The 16,808-nt window shown below is 62.7% G+C and carries 17 protein-coding genes; 9 read left to right on the top strand and 8 right to left on the bottom strand.

Features of this window, described 5'->3' with window-relative positions:
• Positions 1-16: 16 nt before the first annotated feature.
• Together PSH78_RS10875 and PSH78_RS10870 are read right to left on the bottom strand one after the other, a co-directional pair.
• Positions 17-1,459 carry an FAD/NAD(P)-binding protein gene (locus PSH78_RS10875; protein WP_305500404.1) on the bottom strand — a complete coding sequence of 481 codons (1,443 nt, stop codon included), beginning with the start codon at positions 1,457-1,459 and terminating at the stop codon, positions 17-19.
• Between the two features lie 19 nt (positions 1,460-1,478).
• On the bottom strand, positions 1,479-2,042 hold the full coding sequence (locus PSH78_RS10870) for a helix-turn-helix domain-containing protein (RefSeq protein WP_305500402.1): 564 nt from the start codon (positions 2,040-2,042) through the stop codon (positions 1,479-1,481).
• A 91-nt stretch (positions 2,043-2,133) separates the two neighbouring features.
• Here PSH78_RS10870 and PSH78_RS10865 point away from each other — a divergent pair, with 91 nt between their 5' ends.
• From PSH78_RS10865 to PSH78_RS10835, 7 genes are all read left to right on the top strand, one after another.
• Entirely contained in the window at positions 2,134-3,066 is a 933-nt protein-coding gene (locus tag PSH78_RS10865) for a DMT family transporter (protein WP_305500400.1), read from the top strand.
• A 318-nt stretch (positions 3,067-3,384) separates the two neighbouring features.
• Entirely contained in the window at positions 3,385-6,309 is a 2,925-nt protein-coding gene (locus tag PSH78_RS10860) for a monovalent cation/H+ antiporter subunit A (protein ID WP_305500398.1), read from the top strand.
• Entirely contained in the window at positions 6,309-6,653 is a 345-nt protein-coding gene (locus tag PSH78_RS10855) for a Na+/H+ antiporter subunit C (RefSeq protein WP_003202835.1), read from the top strand. The genes PSH78_RS10860 and PSH78_RS10855 overlap by 1 nt, the downstream gene beginning before the upstream one ends.
• Positions 6,650-8,335: a monovalent cation/H+ antiporter subunit D gene (locus PSH78_RS10850; RefSeq protein WP_305500396.1), complete on the top strand. Its 1,686-nt coding sequence runs from the start codon at positions 6,650-6,652 to the stop codon at positions 8,333-8,335. Before PSH78_RS10855 ends, PSH78_RS10850 begins: the two co-directional genes overlap by 4 nt.
• On the top strand, positions 8,332-8,820 hold the full coding sequence (locus PSH78_RS10845; protein ID WP_305500394.1) for a Na+/H+ antiporter subunit E: 489 nt from the start codon (positions 8,332-8,334) through the stop codon (positions 8,818-8,820). The genes PSH78_RS10850 and PSH78_RS10845 overlap by 4 nt, the downstream gene beginning before the upstream one ends.
• Positions 8,817-9,095, top strand: a complete 279-nt coding sequence (locus PSH78_RS10840) for a K+/H+ antiporter subunit F (RefSeq protein WP_186615355.1) — start codon at positions 8,817-8,819, stop codon at positions 9,093-9,095. Before PSH78_RS10845 ends, PSH78_RS10840 begins: the two co-directional genes overlap by 4 nt.
• A complete protein-coding gene (locus tag PSH78_RS10835; protein ID WP_305500390.1) occupies positions 9,092-9,445 on the top strand; it encodes a Na+/H+ antiporter subunit G in 354 nt (117 codons plus the stop codon). Before PSH78_RS10840 ends, PSH78_RS10835 begins: the two co-directional genes overlap by 4 nt.
• 104 nt (positions 9,446-9,549) lie before the next feature.
• Here PSH78_RS10835 and PSH78_RS10830 read toward each other — a convergent pair whose 3' ends face one another.
• From PSH78_RS10830 to PSH78_RS10820, 3 genes are all read right to left on the bottom strand, one after another.
• Positions 9,550-9,987: a DUF3995 domain-containing protein gene (locus PSH78_RS10830; protein ID WP_305500389.1), complete on the bottom strand. Its 438-nt coding sequence runs from the start codon at positions 9,985-9,987 to the stop codon at positions 9,550-9,552.
• Positions 9,988-10,125: 138 nt separating this feature from the next.
• The gene (locus PSH78_RS10825; RefSeq protein ID WP_305500387.1) at positions 10,126-11,142 is read right to left on the bottom strand and encodes an ABC transporter substrate-binding protein; all 1,017 of its coding nucleotides are present in this window, start codon (positions 11,140-11,142) and stop codon (positions 10,126-10,128) included.
• 187 nt (positions 11,143-11,329) lie between these two features.
• The gene (locus PSH78_RS10820; protein WP_305500385.1) at positions 11,330-11,779 is read right to left on the bottom strand and encodes a hypothetical protein; all 450 of its coding nucleotides are present in this window, start codon (positions 11,777-11,779) and stop codon (positions 11,330-11,332) included.
• Between the two features lie 780 nt (positions 11,780-12,559).
• On the opposite strand from PSH78_RS10820, the gene PSH78_RS10815 reads away from it, so the two are divergent.
• Both PSH78_RS10815 and PSH78_RS10810 read left to right on the top strand, forming a co-directional pair.
• Positions 12,560-12,790 carry a hypothetical protein gene (locus PSH78_RS10815; RefSeq protein WP_305500383.1) on the top strand — a complete coding sequence of 77 codons (231 nt, stop codon included), beginning with the start codon at positions 12,560-12,562 and terminating at the stop codon, positions 12,788-12,790.
• Between the two features lie 90 nt (positions 12,791-12,880).
• A complete protein-coding gene (locus PSH78_RS10810; protein WP_305500381.1) occupies positions 12,881-13,117 on the top strand; it encodes a DUF2789 family protein in 237 nt (78 codons plus the stop codon).
• An 84-nt stretch (positions 13,118-13,201) separates the two neighbouring features.
• On the opposite strand, the gene PSH78_RS10805 is transcribed toward PSH78_RS10810, so the two are convergent.
• From PSH78_RS10805 to PSH78_RS10795, 3 genes are all read right to left on the bottom strand, one after another.
• Complete coding sequence (locus tag PSH78_RS10805; RefSeq protein WP_370871118.1) at positions 13,202-14,425, bottom strand: methyl-accepting chemotaxis protein; 1,224 nt, start codon at positions 14,423-14,425, stop codon at positions 13,202-13,204.
• 559 nt (positions 14,426-14,984) lie between these two features.
• Positions 14,985-15,389 carry a TraR/DksA C4-type zinc finger protein gene (locus PSH78_RS10800; protein WP_305500378.1) on the bottom strand — a complete coding sequence of 135 codons (405 nt, stop codon included), beginning with the start codon at positions 15,387-15,389 and terminating at the stop codon, positions 14,985-14,987.
• A gap of 371 nt (positions 15,390-15,760) precedes the next feature.
• Positions 15,761-16,783, bottom strand: a complete 1,023-nt coding sequence (locus tag PSH78_RS10795; protein ID WP_014337878.1) for an ABC transporter permease — start codon at positions 16,781-16,783, stop codon at positions 15,761-15,763.
• Between the last annotated feature and the right edge of the window lie 25 nt (positions 16,784-16,808).

Genomic DNA, 16,808 nt, shown 5'->3' with positions numbered 1-16,808 from the left:
TCCCTCGCCACGGGGTTCAACGTTGGGCTTGTAACCCAGCCAAGCGCGCCGCCAGCGCCTTGGCCTGGCTCGCCACATCCCTCACCGCAGTGCTTTCCCACCACATCCCGCGCAATGGCGGGCCCATGGCGAACAGGCGGGTGGCCGGCTCGCCATGGGCGTCCAGCACCGCGCCATCGGCACGCGCGGCGATACCCAGCGCCAAGGGACCGGGCTGGACCAGACCTCGGGCCAGCAACTGTTGCGGCAGGGCGAACGCGACACGGCGCCAGTCATATTCGATGCCGCTGGAGTTGATCAAGGCGGCGCCCTGCACCACCGTCAATCCGGTCTCGCCGCGTCGGCGGATGCTGATGCCTACCGATCCTCCGGAAGCCGCAACAAGCCCCTTGAACGACGCAGCCTGGATTCGCAGCCGTCCTTCCTCATGCAGACGCGCCACCAACTGGGCACTCAACGGTGGCGAACGATGGTGGTGGCTTTCCCACCACGGCCGCACATGCCGGACGAACTGTCGACGTTGCACGTCGCTGGCCTGGTTCCACAAACGGCCGATGTGCGCGCGCACGGTATCCAGTGGCGCCTGCCAATCAATCCCCTGGGCTTGCGCCTGACGGCATTGCTCGCGCAGCGCCCGCATCAGTTGCAATGGCGAACGCAGGTCATGGTCTTCGGCAAGGAAATCCACCCAGGCCGGAGGTTGCCGGCGCACATGGGGTAACAGCCCATGGCGTGAGAACACCTCGATGGGCCCACGATGCCCGGCCTGCTCCAGCGACACCACGGCATCAACCATGGTCAGCCCGGAACCGATGATCAGCACCGTGGACTGCGGATCGAGTTGGCGCATGGCCGTCACATCCCAAGGATCCAGCGCCGTAGCGTTCACGCCGCTGGATTCGGTCTGCGGAGTGCGCGCCGCGGCAAACATGCCCGTGGCCAGCACCGCGAAACGACCCTGCAAGACCCGACCATCCGCCAGCGTCACTCGCACGCTGTCGTCGAGGGCCTGAACGTCGACGGCCTCCCCGCGAACATGCTCCGCCACGGACCCATTCCGGGCGCCCACCGCCCGAGCCTCGGCCAGGCGTTGTTGCACGTAGAGGCCAAACATCCCTCGCGGGGGAAACAGCTCGCTGACCGGCACATGCTGCCGGTCCGACTCGGGCCAGCCGCCGGCCTCGATGAATGCGGCGAGCCATTGCGTGAGGTCATCGGCGTTATCCGGATCAACACTCATGCGCGCCGCGTTGCCGTTAAGGGTGTGGCCCAGCTCTATGGCGCTGTAGGCCTCGCCCCGGCCCAACTCGCTGCGCGGCTCGACAACCAGGACTTCGCGCCGTCCAGGCAGGCGCATCAATTGCGCCGCGAGCATGGCGCCGCTCAAACCGCCGCCAATGACTACAATGTCGGCCTCGCGGATGGTGCCACTCACAGGTTGATCCAGCGCTGCATCCATACCGCTCTCCACTCCCTAATCAAATCACCACATTGCGTACGAATCGCGCGGCTACCAGGCCGTCATTGCGATAGCCATGGGGTTGGTTGCTGGCAAACATGAAAAACTCCCCGGCCTCGACTCGACGCTCTTCGCTGCCCAGCAGCAGCGTCAGGCAGCCTTCGAAGACATAAAGCTGTTCGCTCCAACCGTCGGCGTCGGGCTCCGAATGGTAATGCTCACCGGGTTCCAGACGCCACTCCCAAAGCTCTACCTCGCGGCTGGCGGTGGCTTTGGCCAGCAACACCGCTTTGCTGCCGGCAATCGCACCGGCCCAGGCCAGCTCATTGATACGACTCGGATCGCGCGCGTCGGGAGCCTGGATAAGATCGCTGAAGGCCACGTCGAGGGCTTCGGCGACGCGGTCCAGGGTGGTCAGGCTGACATTTTTCTCACCGGCCTCGATGGCCACCAGCATCCGCCGGCTGACCCCGGACAGCTCGGCCAGCGCCGTCTGGCTGAGCTGCGCAGCATGCCTCAGACGGCGGACGTTCTGGCTGACGTGTTGCAGGACGGACGCCCGCTGGCCATTATCTTTGTGCACTATATTGCTCATCTGCCGGGGTTGCGCATTATACTGCCCAAATTCTTCGTTCGGGCGCATTGTGCGTCCACCTCAAGTGGCGCGCAAGATCATGGCATTGGTGAACTCCCCGCAAGCTTCCTCCCGTTTCTCACGGTTCAGCAAGGCCGAATGCGTGCTGGTGCTGATCACCATGATCTGGGGCGGGACATTCCTGCTGGTCCAGCACGCGATGACCGTCAGCGGACCGATGTTTTTCGTCGGCCTGCGCTTTGCCGCTGCGGCGGCATTCGTTGCGCTGTTCTCCTGGCGACACTTGCGCGACCTGACCTGGTTCGAACTCAAGGCCGGAGCCTTCATCGGCGTGGCGATCATGCTCGGCTATGGCCTGCAGACGGTCGGCCTGCAAACCATCCCCAGCAGCCAATCGGCCTTCATCACCGCCCTCTACGTACCCTTCGTGCCGTTGTTGCAATGGCTGGTGCTGGGCCGCCGGCCAGGGTTGATGCCGAGCATCGGGATCATGCTCGCGTTCACCGGGCTGATGCTGGTGTCCGGCCCGGCCGGCGCGTCGCTGAATTTCAGTTCGGGGGAAATCGCCACCCTGATCAGCGCCATCGCGATCGCCGCCGAGATCATCCTGATCAGCGCTTATGCCGGCCAGGTGGATGTGCGCCGGGTCACGGTCGTGCAGCTGGCCAGTACCGCCGTGCTGGCGTTTCTGATGGTGGTGCCGACCCGGGAAGTGATTCCCGGTTTTTCCTGGCTACTGCTGATCAGCGCCGTAGGCCTGGGCGCCGCCAGCGCGGCGATCCAGGTGGCAATGAACTGGGCCCAGAAAAGCGTCTCGCCGACCCGCGCCACGCTGATCTATGCCGGCGAACCGGTGTGGGCGGGTATTGCCGGGCGCCTGGCCGGCGAACGGTTGCCGGCGATCGCCTTGGTGGGCGCCGGGTTGATTGTGGCGGCGGTGATCGTCAGTGAACTGAAGACCCGCAGCAAAGGCGTTGTAGAAGTGGATGAGGGGCTTGAGCGGGAGCAGTGAGGCATTCCCCACAACCGACTGATGCGGATCGACCAACCCGATAGCGCCGAGCAAAAATCCCGTGGCGAGGGGATTTATCCCCGCTGGTCTGCGCAGCAGACCCAAAGCAGGAGACTCCATTGACCTGACACACCACGTCGGCAGATTTCAGGGCCGCTACGCGACCCAGCGGGGATAAATCCCCTCGCCACAGGTGACAGGTAGCGCTAAAAAGTCAGGAAAATCCACCCACCCTGTAGGATTCTGCGACACCCTGGCGGTTGGTGATCGGGAATACGCCACGTATGATCCCGGACATCCTTTGCCGAATAGAAGCCTATGTCACTGATAGTTCTATTGCTTTTGCCCTTTATCGGCAGCTGTGTCGCGGCGCTGTTACCGCATAACGCCCGTAACGCCGAATCGCTGCTGGCCGGCCTCGTAGCCCTGGCCGGCACTGTTCAGGTGGCCTTGTGGTACCCGCAGATCGCCGATGGCGGCGTAATCCGCGAACAATATGATTGGCTGCCCAGCCTCGGCCTGAATTTCGTGCTGCGCCTGGATGGCTTCGCCTGGCTGTTTTCGTTATTGGTGCTGGGCATCGGCACGCTGGTGTCGTTGTATGCCCGCTATTACATGTCGCCGGACGATCCGGTGCCGCGGTTCTTCGCGTTTTTCCTGGCGTTCATGGGCGCGATGCTCGGGCTGGTGATCTCCGGCAACCTGATCCAGATGGTGTTCTTCTGGGAACTGACCAGCCTGTTCTCGTTCTTGCTGATCGGCTATTGGCATCACCGCGCCGACGCCCGACGCGGCGCCTACATGGCGTTGATGGTGACCGGTGCCGGCGGGCTGTGCCTGTTGGCCGGGGTGATGCTGCTCGGCCATGTGGTGGGCAGCTATGACCTGGACAAGGTCCTGGCCGCCGGCAACCTGATTCGTGACCACGCCCTCTACCCGATCCTGCTGCCGCTGATCCTGATCGGCGCCTTGAGCAAAAGCGCTCAGTTCCCCTTCCACTTCTGGCTGCCCCACGCCATGGCCGCACCCACACCGGTGTCGGCGTACCTGCACTCGGCAACCATGGTCAAGGCCGGTGTCTTCCTGTTGGCGCGGCTGTGGCCGTCGTTGTCGGGCAGCGAGGAATGGTTCTATATCGTCGGCGGCGCGGGGGCCTGCACCCTGGTGCTGGGCGCCTACTGCGCGATGTTTCAGAACGACCTCAAGGGCCTGCTCGCCTATTCGACCATCAGCCACCTCGGACTGATCACCCTGCTGCTGGGTCTCAACAGTCCGCTGGCGGCGGTGGCGGCGGTGTTTCATATCCTCAACCACGCCACGTTCAAGGCCTCACTATTCATGGCCGCCGGGATCATCGACCACGAAAGCGGCACCCGGGACATCCGCAGGCTCAGCGGCCTGGTGCGACTGATTCCGTTCACCGCCACCCTGGCGATGGTCGCCAGCGCGGCGATGGCCGGGGTGCCGTTGCTCAATGGTTTCCTGTCCAAGGAGATGTTCTTCGCCGAGACGGTGTTTATCTCGGCCACCGCCTGGGTCGAGTTGGCGTTGCCGATCATCGCCACCATCGCTGGCACCTTCAGCGTCGCCTACTCCCTGCGCTTTACCGTGGACGTGTTCTTCGGCCCCACCGCCACCGACCTGCCTCACACGCCCCATGAACCGCCACGCTGGATGCGCGCGCCGGTCGAGCTGCTGGTATTCACTTGCCTGCTGGTGGGGATTTTCCCGGCCCAGGTGGTCGGCTCGTTGCTCGCCGCCGCCGCACTCCCGGTGGTGGGCGGCCCGCTGCCCGAATACAGCCTGGCGATCTGGCACGGGCTGAACGCGCCCATGATCATGAGCCTGGTGGCGATGTCCGCGGGCATCGTCCTGTACCTGCTGCTGCGCAAGCAATTCAAGCAAGGCCACATCAAGCATCCGCCGCTGATCGGCCGCCTCAGCGGCAAGCGCCTGTTCGAACGCTGCCTGGTGCTGATGATGCGCCACGGTCGTCGGCTGGAGCGCAAGATCAGCACTCGGCGCCTGCAGGCGCAACTGTTCCTGCTGGTACTGGCGGCGCTCCTGGCCGGGCTGATCCCGATGCTGCACAGCACGCTGGTCTGGGGCGACCGGCCGAAGATTCCCGGCTCCGTGGTGTTCGTCACCCTGTGGGTGCTGGCGATCGCCTGCGCCCTGGGCGCGGCCTGGCAAGCCAAGTACCACCGTCTCGCGGCGCTGACGATGGTCAGTGTCTGCGGCCTGATGACCTGCGTGACCTTCGTCTGGTTCTCGGCACCGGACCTGGCCTTGACGCAACTGGTGGTGGAGGTGGTCACCACGGTGCTGATCCTGCTGGGGCTGCGCTGGTTGCCACGGCGGATCGAGGACGTGTCGCCCCGGCCCAACAGCGAACGGCGCGCGCGCATCCGGCGCCTGCGGGACCTGCTGCTGTCCGGCGCGGTGGGCGGCGGCATGGCGCTGCTGTCCTATGCCATGCTGACGCGCCAGACCCCCAACGACATTTCCTCGTTCTACCTCAGCCGCGCGCTGCCTGAGGGCGGCGGCAGCAACGTGGTGAACGTCATGCTGGTGGACTTCCGCGGTTTCGACACCCTGGGGGAAATCACCGTGCTGGTGGCGGTGGCGCTGGCGGTGTTCGCCCTGCTGCGGCGCTTCCGTCCACCGAAGGAAAGCATGCAATTGCCGGCGCAACAACGCCTGCTGGCACCGGACGTGGTTACCGACCTGGTCAACCCGCGCCACGCCAGCGATACCGCGCTGGGCTTCATGATGGTGCCGTCGGTGCTGGTTCGCCTGTTGCTACCGATTGCCCTGGTGGTGTCGTTCTATCTGTTCATGCGCGGCCACAATCAACCCGGCGGCGGTTTCGTGGCCGGGCTGGTGATGTCGGTGGCGTTCATCCTGCAATACATGGTTGCCGGCACCCAGTGGGTCGAAGCGCAGATGAGCCTGCGACCGCTGCGCTGGATGGGCACCGGGCTGCTGTTCGCCAGCGCCACGGGGTTGGGGGCGCTGGCGGCGGGTTATCCGTTCCTGACCACGCATACCTGGCATTTCGAATTGCCGCTGCTGGGGGATTTCCACCTGGCCAGCGCGCTGTTCTTCGACATCGGCGTCTATGCCGTGGTGGTCGGTTCGACCCTGCTGATTCTCACCGCCCTGGCCCACCAGTCGGTGCGCGCCCACAAGCCGGGCCTGCACGCCAAACCCGTCGCCCCTCTCAAAGGAGCCAACGCCTGATGGAAGAAGTCATCGCAATCGCAATCGGCGTACTGGCCGCCTCCGGTGTCTGGCTGGTGCTACGGCCGCGGACCTTTCAAGTGGTCATGGGCCTGTGCCTGCTGTCGTATGGCGTCAACCTGTTCATCTTCAGCATGGGCAGCCTGTTCATCGGCAAGGAGCCGATCATCAAGGACGGTGTACCCCAGGACCTGCTGCACTACACCGATCCGTTGCCCCAGGCCCTGGTACTGACCGCCATCGTGATCAGCTTCGCCATGACTGCCTTGTTCCTGGTAGTCCTGCTCGCGTCCCGGGGCCTGACCGGCACCGACCATGTGGACGGTCGGGAGCCGAAGGAATGACGTTGACGCCACACTTGATCGCCGCGCCCATCCTGCTTCCGTTGCTGACCGCCGCGGTGATGCTGATGCTCGGCGAGAAGCACCGCCCGCTCAAGGCGCGGATCAATCTGTTCTCCAGCCTGCTGGGCCTGGGCATCGCCGTGCTGTTGTTGCGCTGGACCCAGGAGCAGGCGCTGCCCGCGTCCATTGGCGTCTATCTGCCCGGTAACTGGCAGGCGCCGTTCGGCATCGTGCTGGTGGTCGATCGCCTGTCAGCGCTGATGCTGGTGCTGACCGGCATCATCGGCGTCTGCGCGCTGCTGTTCGCCATGGCCCGTTGGGACCGGGCCGGAGCGAGTTTCCATGCGTTGTTCCAGATCCAGCTGATGGGGCTTTATGGGGCCTTCCTCACGGCGGACCTGTTCAACCTGTTCGTATTTTTCGAGGTGCTGCTGGCGGCGTCCTACGGCCTGATGTTGCATGGATCGGGCCGGGCGCGGGTGTCGTCGGGGCTGCACTACATTTCCATCAACCTGCTGGCCTCGTCGCTGTTCCTGATTGGCGCAGCCCTGATCTACGGCGTCACCGGAACCTTGAACATGGCCGACCTGGCCCTGAAGGTGCCCCTGGTGCCGGAGGCCGACCGCGGCCTGCTGCACGCCGGCGCGGCGATCCTGGCGGTGGCGTTCCTGGCCAAGGCCGGCATGTGGCCGCTGAATTTCTGGCTGGTGCCGGCCTACAGTGCAGCCAGTGCGCCGGTGGCGGCACTGTTTGCGATCATGACCAAGGTCGGCGTCTACACCATCCTGCGGCTGTGGACCTTGCTGTTTTCCGGGCAGGCCGGCGCCTCGGCCTATTTTGGCGCTGACTGGCTGGTCTACGGCGGCCTGGCCACTATCGCCTGCGCAGCCATCGCCATCCTCGCGGCCCAGCGCCTGGAGCGCATGGCCAGCCTGAGCATCCTGGTCTCGGCCGGGATCCTGCTGTCAGCCATCGGTTTTGCCCAGCCAAACCTGGTGGGGGCGGCGCTGTTCTATCTGGTGAGCTCGACCCTGGCGCTGTGCGCGCTGTTCTTGCTGGCCGAGTTGATCGAGCGTTCACGCTCGGCCAATGATCTGCCGCTGGAAGACGATCTCGACAGCCTGCCGCGCCCACTGGAATCGCTGCAGCCGCCCAAAGGCATCAACCTCGACGACGAACAGAAAGCCGTGGTCGGCCAAGTGATCCCCTGGACCATGGCCTTCCTCGGCCTGAGCTTCATCGCCTGTGCGCTGCTGATTATCGGCATGCCACCGCTTTCGGGTTTCATCGCAAAACTCGGGTTGCTCAACGCGTTGCTCAACCCCCAAGGGCTCGGAGCAAGTACCGACACGCCCGTCTCAGCCGCCGCCTGGGGCCTGTTGGCGCTGTTGATCCTGTCCGGGCTCGCCGCGCTGATCGCCTTCTCGCGCCTGGGCATCCAGCGCTTCTGGACGCCACAGGAGCGGCCGTCGCCACTATTGCGGCCGTTCGAATGCGTGCCGATCATCGCGCTACTCGGCCTCGGAATCGCCCTGACCTTCAAGGCCGAGCCGCTAATGCGCTACACCCAGTCCGCCGCCGATGCGCTGAACACACCTGAACATTATGTGATGGCGGTGCTAGGCACCCGCGCCGTCCCCAACCCACAAGCCGCCAGCGCAGTGCAGGCGGTGCAGCCATGAAGCGGCTGTTTCCCGCACCCTGGTTGTCGCTGGCGTTGTGGCTGCTCTGGCTGCTGTTGAACCTGTCCGTCAGCGCCGGCCACCTGCTGCTTGGCGCGGCGCTGGGTTTCCTGGCGCCGTTGATGATGCGACCACTGCGGCCACGGCCCATTCGTATCCGCCGGCCCTGGGTCATGCTGCGGCTGTTCCTGCTGGTGGGGCGCGATGTGCTGGTATCCAACCTGACCGTCGCCTGGGGCGTACTGAACGCCGGACGCCGCCCGCCTCGCTCGCGTTTCGTCAAGGTGCCGCTGGACCTGCACGACGCCAATGGCCTGGCGGTGCTTTCAATGATCACCACGGTGATTCCCGGGACGGTCTGGTCGGAGCTGGCGCTGGACCGCAGCATCCTGTTGATGCACGTGTTCGATCTGGAGGACGAAGACGCATTCATAGCGCACTTCAAGGCCACCTACGAGCGCCCGTTGATGGAGATTTTCGAATGAGCCCGTTGCTGTCCAACGCCATCCTGCTGAGCCTGTTCCTGTTCTCCCTGACCATGGTCCTGACCCTGGTGCGCCTGTTCAAAGGTCCCTCGGCACAGGACCGGGTCCTGGCCCTCGACTACCTGTACATCGTCGCGATGCTGATGATGCTGGTGCTGGGCATCCGTTATGCCAGTGACACCTACTTCGAGGCCGCGCTGCTGATTGCCCTGTTCGGCTTTGTCGGCTCGTTTGCCCTGGCCAAGTTCCTCTTGCGTGGCGAGGTGATCGAATGAACGTCGAGCTGTCGATGTGGGTGGAAATTTCGGTGGCGATCCTGCTGGTGGCCAGCAGCCTGTTCGCCCTGCTCGGGGCAATCGGGCTGGTGCGGCTCAAGGATTATTTCCAGCGCATGCATCCCCCTGCCCTGGCTTCGACGCTGGGCGCCTGGTGCGTTGCCCTCGCCTCGATCATCTACTTTTCAGCGATCAAGTCCGGGCCGGTGCTGCATGCGTGGTTGATACCGATCCTGCTGTCCATCACGGTGCCGGTGACCACCCTGCTGCTGGCCCGGGCGGCGTTGTTCCGCAAGCGTATGGCCGGCGATGACGTGCCGGCGGAAGTGAGTAGTCGCAAGAACGACTGACAAACCGGCTTCGGTGAGTCAGGCTGATTTTTGTTCGGTCTTTTTGGGGCTGCTGCGCAGCCCAGCGGGAGCAAGCTCCCTCGCCACGGGGGTTGTGGTTGCATTCAAGCCCACGCCACCGTCAGCAATCCCGCCCCGAGCACGACACACAACGGCGAATAGACCCAGGTGTCGAGCCGGGCAAACGTCGAGCCCTTGACCTCCTTGAAGAAGCCCACCAGGTTCGACTCGCCAATGGCCCGGGCGAACATCAGCAAGGCAATCGCACTGATCAGCCACTGCAAGGCGCGATGAGTGACGGGCGGCGAAATCAGCCCGACCCGCAGGCACACCAGCAGCGCAATCATCAACAGCGCCAGGGCCACCAGCAGCGTCAGCCATCCCGACGGGTTGAACGCCGGTCGCAGCGTGTCGCCCTGCTTCACCGGAACCTGCGGCACCACCGCCAGGGCTGCCCAGCGCCCCCCCAGGGCCCAATACAAATGAAACAAGCTGATGGTCGCAAACACTGCGACCAGCGACCGAGCCAATAAAAGCGTCATTCGCCAGCCTCCTGAAAAAGGTTGAACAATCATCCTAGCTTGAATCTGACATTTCGCTGGACGGGCACAGGTTGCCAGGTTCCAGCGAATGACGATTTGCCCGGGATCAACTGTTCAACAGGCTGGCAGCACAACGCTCTACAGCCCCGCCGCGACTTTGTCGGCGACGTCCTTGGGCAACCAGGCCTGCCAGACCTGGGGATGGGCCTTGAGGAACGCCTCGGCGGCTTCGCGGGGCGGCGTGCGTTTCTCGCTCATGTCGGCCAGGGCCTTGTTCAGCGGTTCGATGGGCAGGTCGACCTTGCTGAAGAACTCGGCGATGTCCGGATGTTGCTTCTGGAACGGCACGGACACACCGATCGACAGCTTCGAGGCCAGGGAGCGAGTCGGTTTCGGATTCGGATTGTCAGCGTCGGTCAGGGTCTTCCAGGCCTCGGCATCGAATGGCGGTTCTTGCAGTTGCACCAGTTTGAAACGCCCCAGCAACGGCGTGGGCGACCAGTAGTAAAACAGGATCGGCTTGCCACGGCGGATCGAAGAAGTAATTTCCGCATCAAGCGCGGCCCCGGAACCGCTGCGGAAATTCACGTAGCTGTCGGAAAGACCATATGCCTTGAGTTTCTGCTTGTTGACGACTTCGGACGTCCAGCCGATGGGGCTGTTGAGGAAGCGCCCCTTGTCGGGGCTTTCAGGATCCTTGAACACATGTTTGTAGCGCGCCAGGTCCTCGACGCTGCGCAGGTCCGGCGCCAACGGCTTGATCCCCTTGGCCGGGTCGCCCTTGATGACGTATTCCGGCACCCACCAACCTTCGGTCGCGCCCTTGACCGTATCGCCCAGGGCAACCACCTTGCCCTCGGCCTCGGCCTTGACCCACACCGGGCTGCGCCCCGCCCATTCTTCACCGATCACCTGGATATCGTTGTTGGCCAGGGCGGTTTCCAGGGTAATGGTGGTGCCCGGTAACGTGTCGGTCGATAACCCGTAGCCTTTTTCGACGATGATCCGCAGGATGTCGGTGATCAGGCTGCCACTTTCCCAGTTCAGGTCGGCAAAGTGGATCGGCGCCGAAGCAGCAGCGGATGCCGGAAGTGGCGAAACCAACACAGCGAGGGTGGTGGCGCAGGCAGCCAGCCACTGTCGAACTCGTTTCATGCTTGATACCTCATGCCGGACACAGCAATAACCGAACGGCGTTGCGAAGCGAACGCAAGCCTGTGAATAGTTCAGTCATTTGACTGTAGCCAAGGTTCCAGCAACAGCCTTTTAAAAACTGTTAAAGGTATGAGGCGGCCGAAAAAGATTCCGACCCATGGGCCATTTCCCGATGGGCGCGGACTGACTATTCGCTGGCCTTGAACGTCACGAGTTCGCCCTTGCGCCATTTGGCGGCCTTGGCGGTGACCGCTTTCAGCGTCTTGGTCAAACCTTCCTGCAATTGTTCGTGGGCCGCAAAGACGGTCAGCACGCTGTGGCCTTCCTTGAACAGAATCGCATGGCCATCGGCAGTCGTGACGAAGGCATAGTCACCGAGGCCATAGACCGTCAACTTGATTTCACGAAAACGGATTTCAAACTTGCCACCCTCGCGACTTGGCAATACCGCCGCGCGAAAATGGTCACCGACCTTGAGTTCAAGCCGAGGTTTGTCATCAACCACTAGCGCCGATTCCGTATCGAGTTCGGCAACATAGATGCCTTCGGCGGTTTGTTCGGTGATATAGACAAAACGTGACTGGAATTGCTTGACCAGCTTTGCCCGAAGGTCACCCAGTACAAATAACGCGTGCATGTCGAGATTACTTACTGCCAAGGAAACATCCCCATCTTTGAATGACCCGCCCTGAAAGACGGACCACGAGAACCCGCAAGGTCGCAATGACCTGTAGTTGAATTCGAATTGAACGGCGGTGCCCAGACCCGGGCGAGAGAAGACTAATGGATTGCCGCTCTCGCCGTCTTTCCCGACGATCGTCAGAGGCTGAAGGAAAACGCCACTCTGCGCATCGGAAAAGGTGGGACTACTAACTTTAGGGAAATTTCTCAGTTAAAAAAGCATTTTTCTGACATCGAGGGCAAAAAAAATTGCTTTAGATAGGCACAGCCGTCCACACGGCGCCGTCGATTCTAGAGCAGCCGATGGCGCGCAGACTACTCGAAACAACCGACAATTCGTCGGTAAACCATAGAAAAGGAATTCACATGGGTACTTCCCCAACCTTGATTCGCCCCCTTGCCTCGCGTGTTGCCCAAGCATATGAGCGCCCCGTCGCCGACAACCACCTCGCAACGGCCCTGATCCAGCCGCAATACCGAGTCGTCCTGGCCGGCACCTGTTTTTTCCATATCGAAGAAACGGCGACTGGACGTGTAAGAGGTTTCCGCGCCGATCATAACGAAGCCTGCTACCTGGCCAGGCGCCTCGAACAGAGCGCTTGCGTTTTATCCGCGCCCCGTCCATGACTTAACTCAGCCGCCGACCGGCAACTGCTGCCATACTGGCCGCCCAGCGCAGGCCGCCATTCATTGGCGGTCTTCGCACAATAAAATGACTTTGAAGGGAAGGCGCGACGTGACGGAATTGGATATCGGCGAATTTTTCATCCGGGGCGAAGCCAGAGAGGTCGAAGGCGAGTTCCAGGCCGTCATTGTGATGCGCGCCAAATCACCTTCCAACGCTCTCACTTACCACCAGGTGGAGAAGGATCGCTGGTTCAAGACTACGGAAATTGCTGCCGAAGCCGCCAGGGATGCGGCAAGGGCATTGAAGCTCGCTGTGGATGAAGGTGCGTTGAAAGCTTGAAATCGATCGAACTCCTGACGACTGCCTGGCCTCAGATAAGGGAAGCAACCGAGGCGCCATGACGGCGGCAGTCCAGAGGAGTCCTGCACAATGGAACAACCATCACACGAGCTCGAAACCCTGTTTGATCAATTGGGCCTGCCTTCGGAAGGCAGTGCCATCGACGACTTCGTCATGGCACACCCGCTGGATCCGGACACCAAATTGGTCGATGCGCCTTTCTGGTCGGACCAGCAAAAAGACCTGCTGCGCGAATGGCTACTCGCCGACGGTGAGGAAGCAGTGCTGGTGGATCAACTGAATGTGCGCTTGCACGACGGCAAGTAACCTCAAGACCACCGCCAGACCGCTCTTGTGGCGAGGGAGCTTGCTCCCTCGCCACAAGAGCTCGTCGCACCGTTGCGTTGAGGCTCAGCGCGGCTTCTCGGGCTTGTAACCCAACCGCAATCCTCCCCAGTGACGCCCCTTGAGGATGATCGGCACCGACAGGTCGTGCATCAGTTCCCCGGTATCGCGCGTATAGGTTTGCAGCAGCACCGGCTGCTGGTGGCTGCCGCAGCGAATCCCGGTGCGATCGGAAAACTTGCGCTTGGTGCGGTTGCTCAGCGTGTCCACCTGGGGATCGCCGGTCAGCGGCTGGCAGAAGGCGTTGTTGTGGGTCGGCACGTAGCCTTGCTGGGTACAGGCAATCGCAAACACCAGGCCTTCATGCCGGGCAAGCAGCGGTTCCTGGATGGCCGGCAGTACCTGATCGGTGTAGCGGTCAAAACGGGTCTGGAACTTGGCCGGATGGGTGTTGGGGATGGGCTGGTAGTTTCGGTCGAACAGATCTTCGAGGCTGATACGGCCCTGATTGATGTCCGCTTCGAACTGCTCGGCAATCCGGCTCGCGCCTTCGCGGGCCAGGTCATAGACCCGCTGGTGGTAATCATCGAGGCCCACCTCGGCCAACCGCTCGCTGATGGTTTCGGCCTGGCCTTCCATCTGTACGGCAGCCTCGGCCAGGCGCTGGGTCTGTTGATCGCTGATCGCCAGATCGCTACGCATCTGCTCGATGGCATGGAACAGGCTGTCGAGCTGCTCGCGGTTGGTATCGGTGCCTTGGGCGATGGCGCTGACCTGGGTTTCGACACCGGCCGCGAGCCGGGCGATGTTCTCCAGGTGCTGGCCGGTGTGCTCGACTTGCTGCACGCCGCTGTCCAGGTCGCCAGCCAGTTGCCGGATCTGTTCAACCACCTGCGCGGTGCGCTGCTGGATGTCCGCCACCATCACCCCGACCTCGCCGGTCGCCGCGGCGGTGCGCCCGGCCAGGCCGCGAACCTCGTCGGCCACCACCGCGAACCCGCGGCCATGCTCACCGGCCCGGGCCGCTTCGATGGCGGCATTGAGCGCCAACAGGTTGGTCTGGCTGGCGATCGATTGAATCACCAGGCTCACGCGCTGGATTTCGTCGCTGCGCACGCTCAGCGCTTCGATCAACTCGCGGCTGTCATTGGCGCGCTGGCTGAGCTGGTGCATGCGGCTGATGGATTCCACCAGTTCGCTGCGCCCGGCGACGCTGCTGCGGTGGGCCTCGCTGGCTGCGCCCAGCGCCTGCTGGCTGAGCTGCGAGGTGGCCTGCTCGGTCGCGATCATTGCTTCGGCATTGCTGACGATCTGCGCCGCGGCGCCCAGCTGCGACTGGACCTTGCCGGCCAACTGCTTGACCGAATACGCCACCCCCGCCGCCGACAGAGCGTTATGGCTGGTGGTGTAGGAAAGATCGCGAGTCAGCTCGGCCAGGCTGTCACTCGCCGCAGGCGTGGGACTACTGGCCAGGCGCGAGCGCAGGCGTGGCAACCAGACGATGAGCATCGCCAGGGGCAGGCCCAGATACAACGACCAACCGCCCAATGCCATGCCGCACAGCAGCAAAACCAGCGCGACGCTTTGCACGGTCGGCGCAAGCCAGCGCGCCGTACCATGCGCCGCGGGCACCGAGGCCGACGCTGTCGCCGCCAGAGATCCGTCTGTCGCCATGTTTTGTCACCCACATTTCTCATTGTTATGCACGCATTAAACGCCACTACAAGGCCATTATCCATGGTCCATTAGTCGTGTTTTTTTGCGTCAGCACAATGAGCATAGGCGAACAGGCGAAAGCAAAAAGATCGCAGCCCCCGAAAGAAGGCTGCGATCTTTTTCTGGAACGGAATCAGGCCTGACGCTGGTGCTTGTCGATCTGCTCGTGACGTTCCTGGGCTTCAATGCAGTACTTGGTGGTCGGGCTGATCAGCAGGCGCTTGAGGCCGATCGGCTCGCCACTGTCGTCGCACCAGCCAAAGCTTTCGTCGCTGATGCGGTCCAGGGCCTGCTCCAGTTGCGGCAGCATGCGTTGATCGCGATCGATGGCGTTGACCAGCCAGGTGCGCTCTTCTTCCACGGAAGCGGCGTCCGCCGGGTCGGCCGGGGTGTCCAGGCTCTCAATGGCGATTCGGTTCTGTTCGATGCGCTCGTGGGTTTCGACTTTCATGTTCTGCAACAGCTTGGTGAAGTAAGCCAGTTGCTCGGCATTCATGTAGTCATCCGCCGGCATGGCCAGCAACTTTTCCTTTGTCATTGATATCTCTATAAAAAAACGTGCATTAAGGCGAATTATGGAGCGTCCCGCACCGGACTTGGTACGAAAGGCGCCTGCGTGACTTCTCGTACCCGTCCTGAGCCGCCACGCTCATCGGGAAGGCGCCGTTTATTCCAAGCGCCACCCGGCACTCAATTTACGAGGGGCGGCAGTCTAAGGCCGAGTTGGGGTGTCAGCAACCGAAAACATGGGGAAAATGTCCGACAACCGCTTCAAATACTGCCTCGACAGGCTTCTACCGGCCATCGGAGTGCGTTTATAACAAGAAATTCGCTTCAATGGCTGTATTAAGAAGACAAATGGCAACGCCACGCGGGTCAGGCGTGGCGCTTTGTCGCATCGGCAGTGACCTAGCGCTTGAGTTTGCGCTTGTTGCGGTATTGGTCGATGACCACAGCGACGACGATGATCAGCCCCTTGATGATGTCCTGGATATAGGCGTCGACACCGACAAAGGTGAAGCCGCTGGCCATCACCCCGAGGATCAGCGCGCCGATCACCGTCCCGGTGATGCGCCCCACCCCGCCGGCCAGGCTGGTGCCGCCGATGACCGCCGCGGCAATCGCGTCCAGCTCATAAGACATGCCCATGCCCGCCTGTCCGGTCGCCGCACGCGCCGAAGCCACTACGCCGGCGAGGCCCGCCAGCAGCCCGGCGATGCTGTAGACGATCACCAGGTGGCGCTTGACGTTGATGCCCGAGGTCCGTGCCGCCTGCATGTTGCCGCCGATGGCGTAGGTGTATTTGCCGTACTTGGTGTAACGCAAGGCGATGTGAAAGATCACCGCCACCACCAGGAAGATGATCACCGGCATCGCGCCGTGACCGATGGCGGTGTAGGAATCGGACAGCATGCTCACAGGCTGGCCTTCGGTGTAGTACCGCGCCAGGCCACGCGCCGAGACCATCATGCCGAGGGTGGCGATGAAGGGCGGGATGCCGGTAATGGCGATGATGCTGCCGTTGATTGCGCCGGCCAGCAAACCGACCCCCAGCCCCGCCACCACCGGGATCCACACGGGCAGGTCCGTCAGGGAAGGAAACACTGCCCGGGCGAAATCCGAGGTCTGGGCCAGGCTGGCGGCAATCATCGCCGACAGCGCCAGCACCGAGCCGGACGACAGGTCAATGCCGGTGGTGATGATCACCTGGGTCACGCCGATGGCCAGCAGGCCGATGATCGACACCTGCAGGATCATCAGCACCAGGCGTTGCGAATTCATCAGGAAGCTCTGGTCGCGCATGATCCAGCCGAACATCTCGAACACCAGCCCGATGCCGATCAGCACCAGGAAAATGCTCAGTTCCGTCGGCAACCGTCGACGCGTCCTGGCCGGTGCGGCCGCGGGTTTGTTTTCCAGTATCGCGTTCATAGCCATTTACCTTTTTATTCTGGGC

Source organism: Pseudomonas sp. FP198 (assembly GCF_030687895.1).
Taxonomy (GTDB): domain Bacteria; phylum Pseudomonadota; class Gammaproteobacteria; order Pseudomonadales; family Pseudomonadaceae; genus Aquipseudomonas.
The sequence above is the reverse complement of the archived record's forward strand: the minus strand, read 5'-3'. Positions and strand labels throughout refer to the sequence as shown.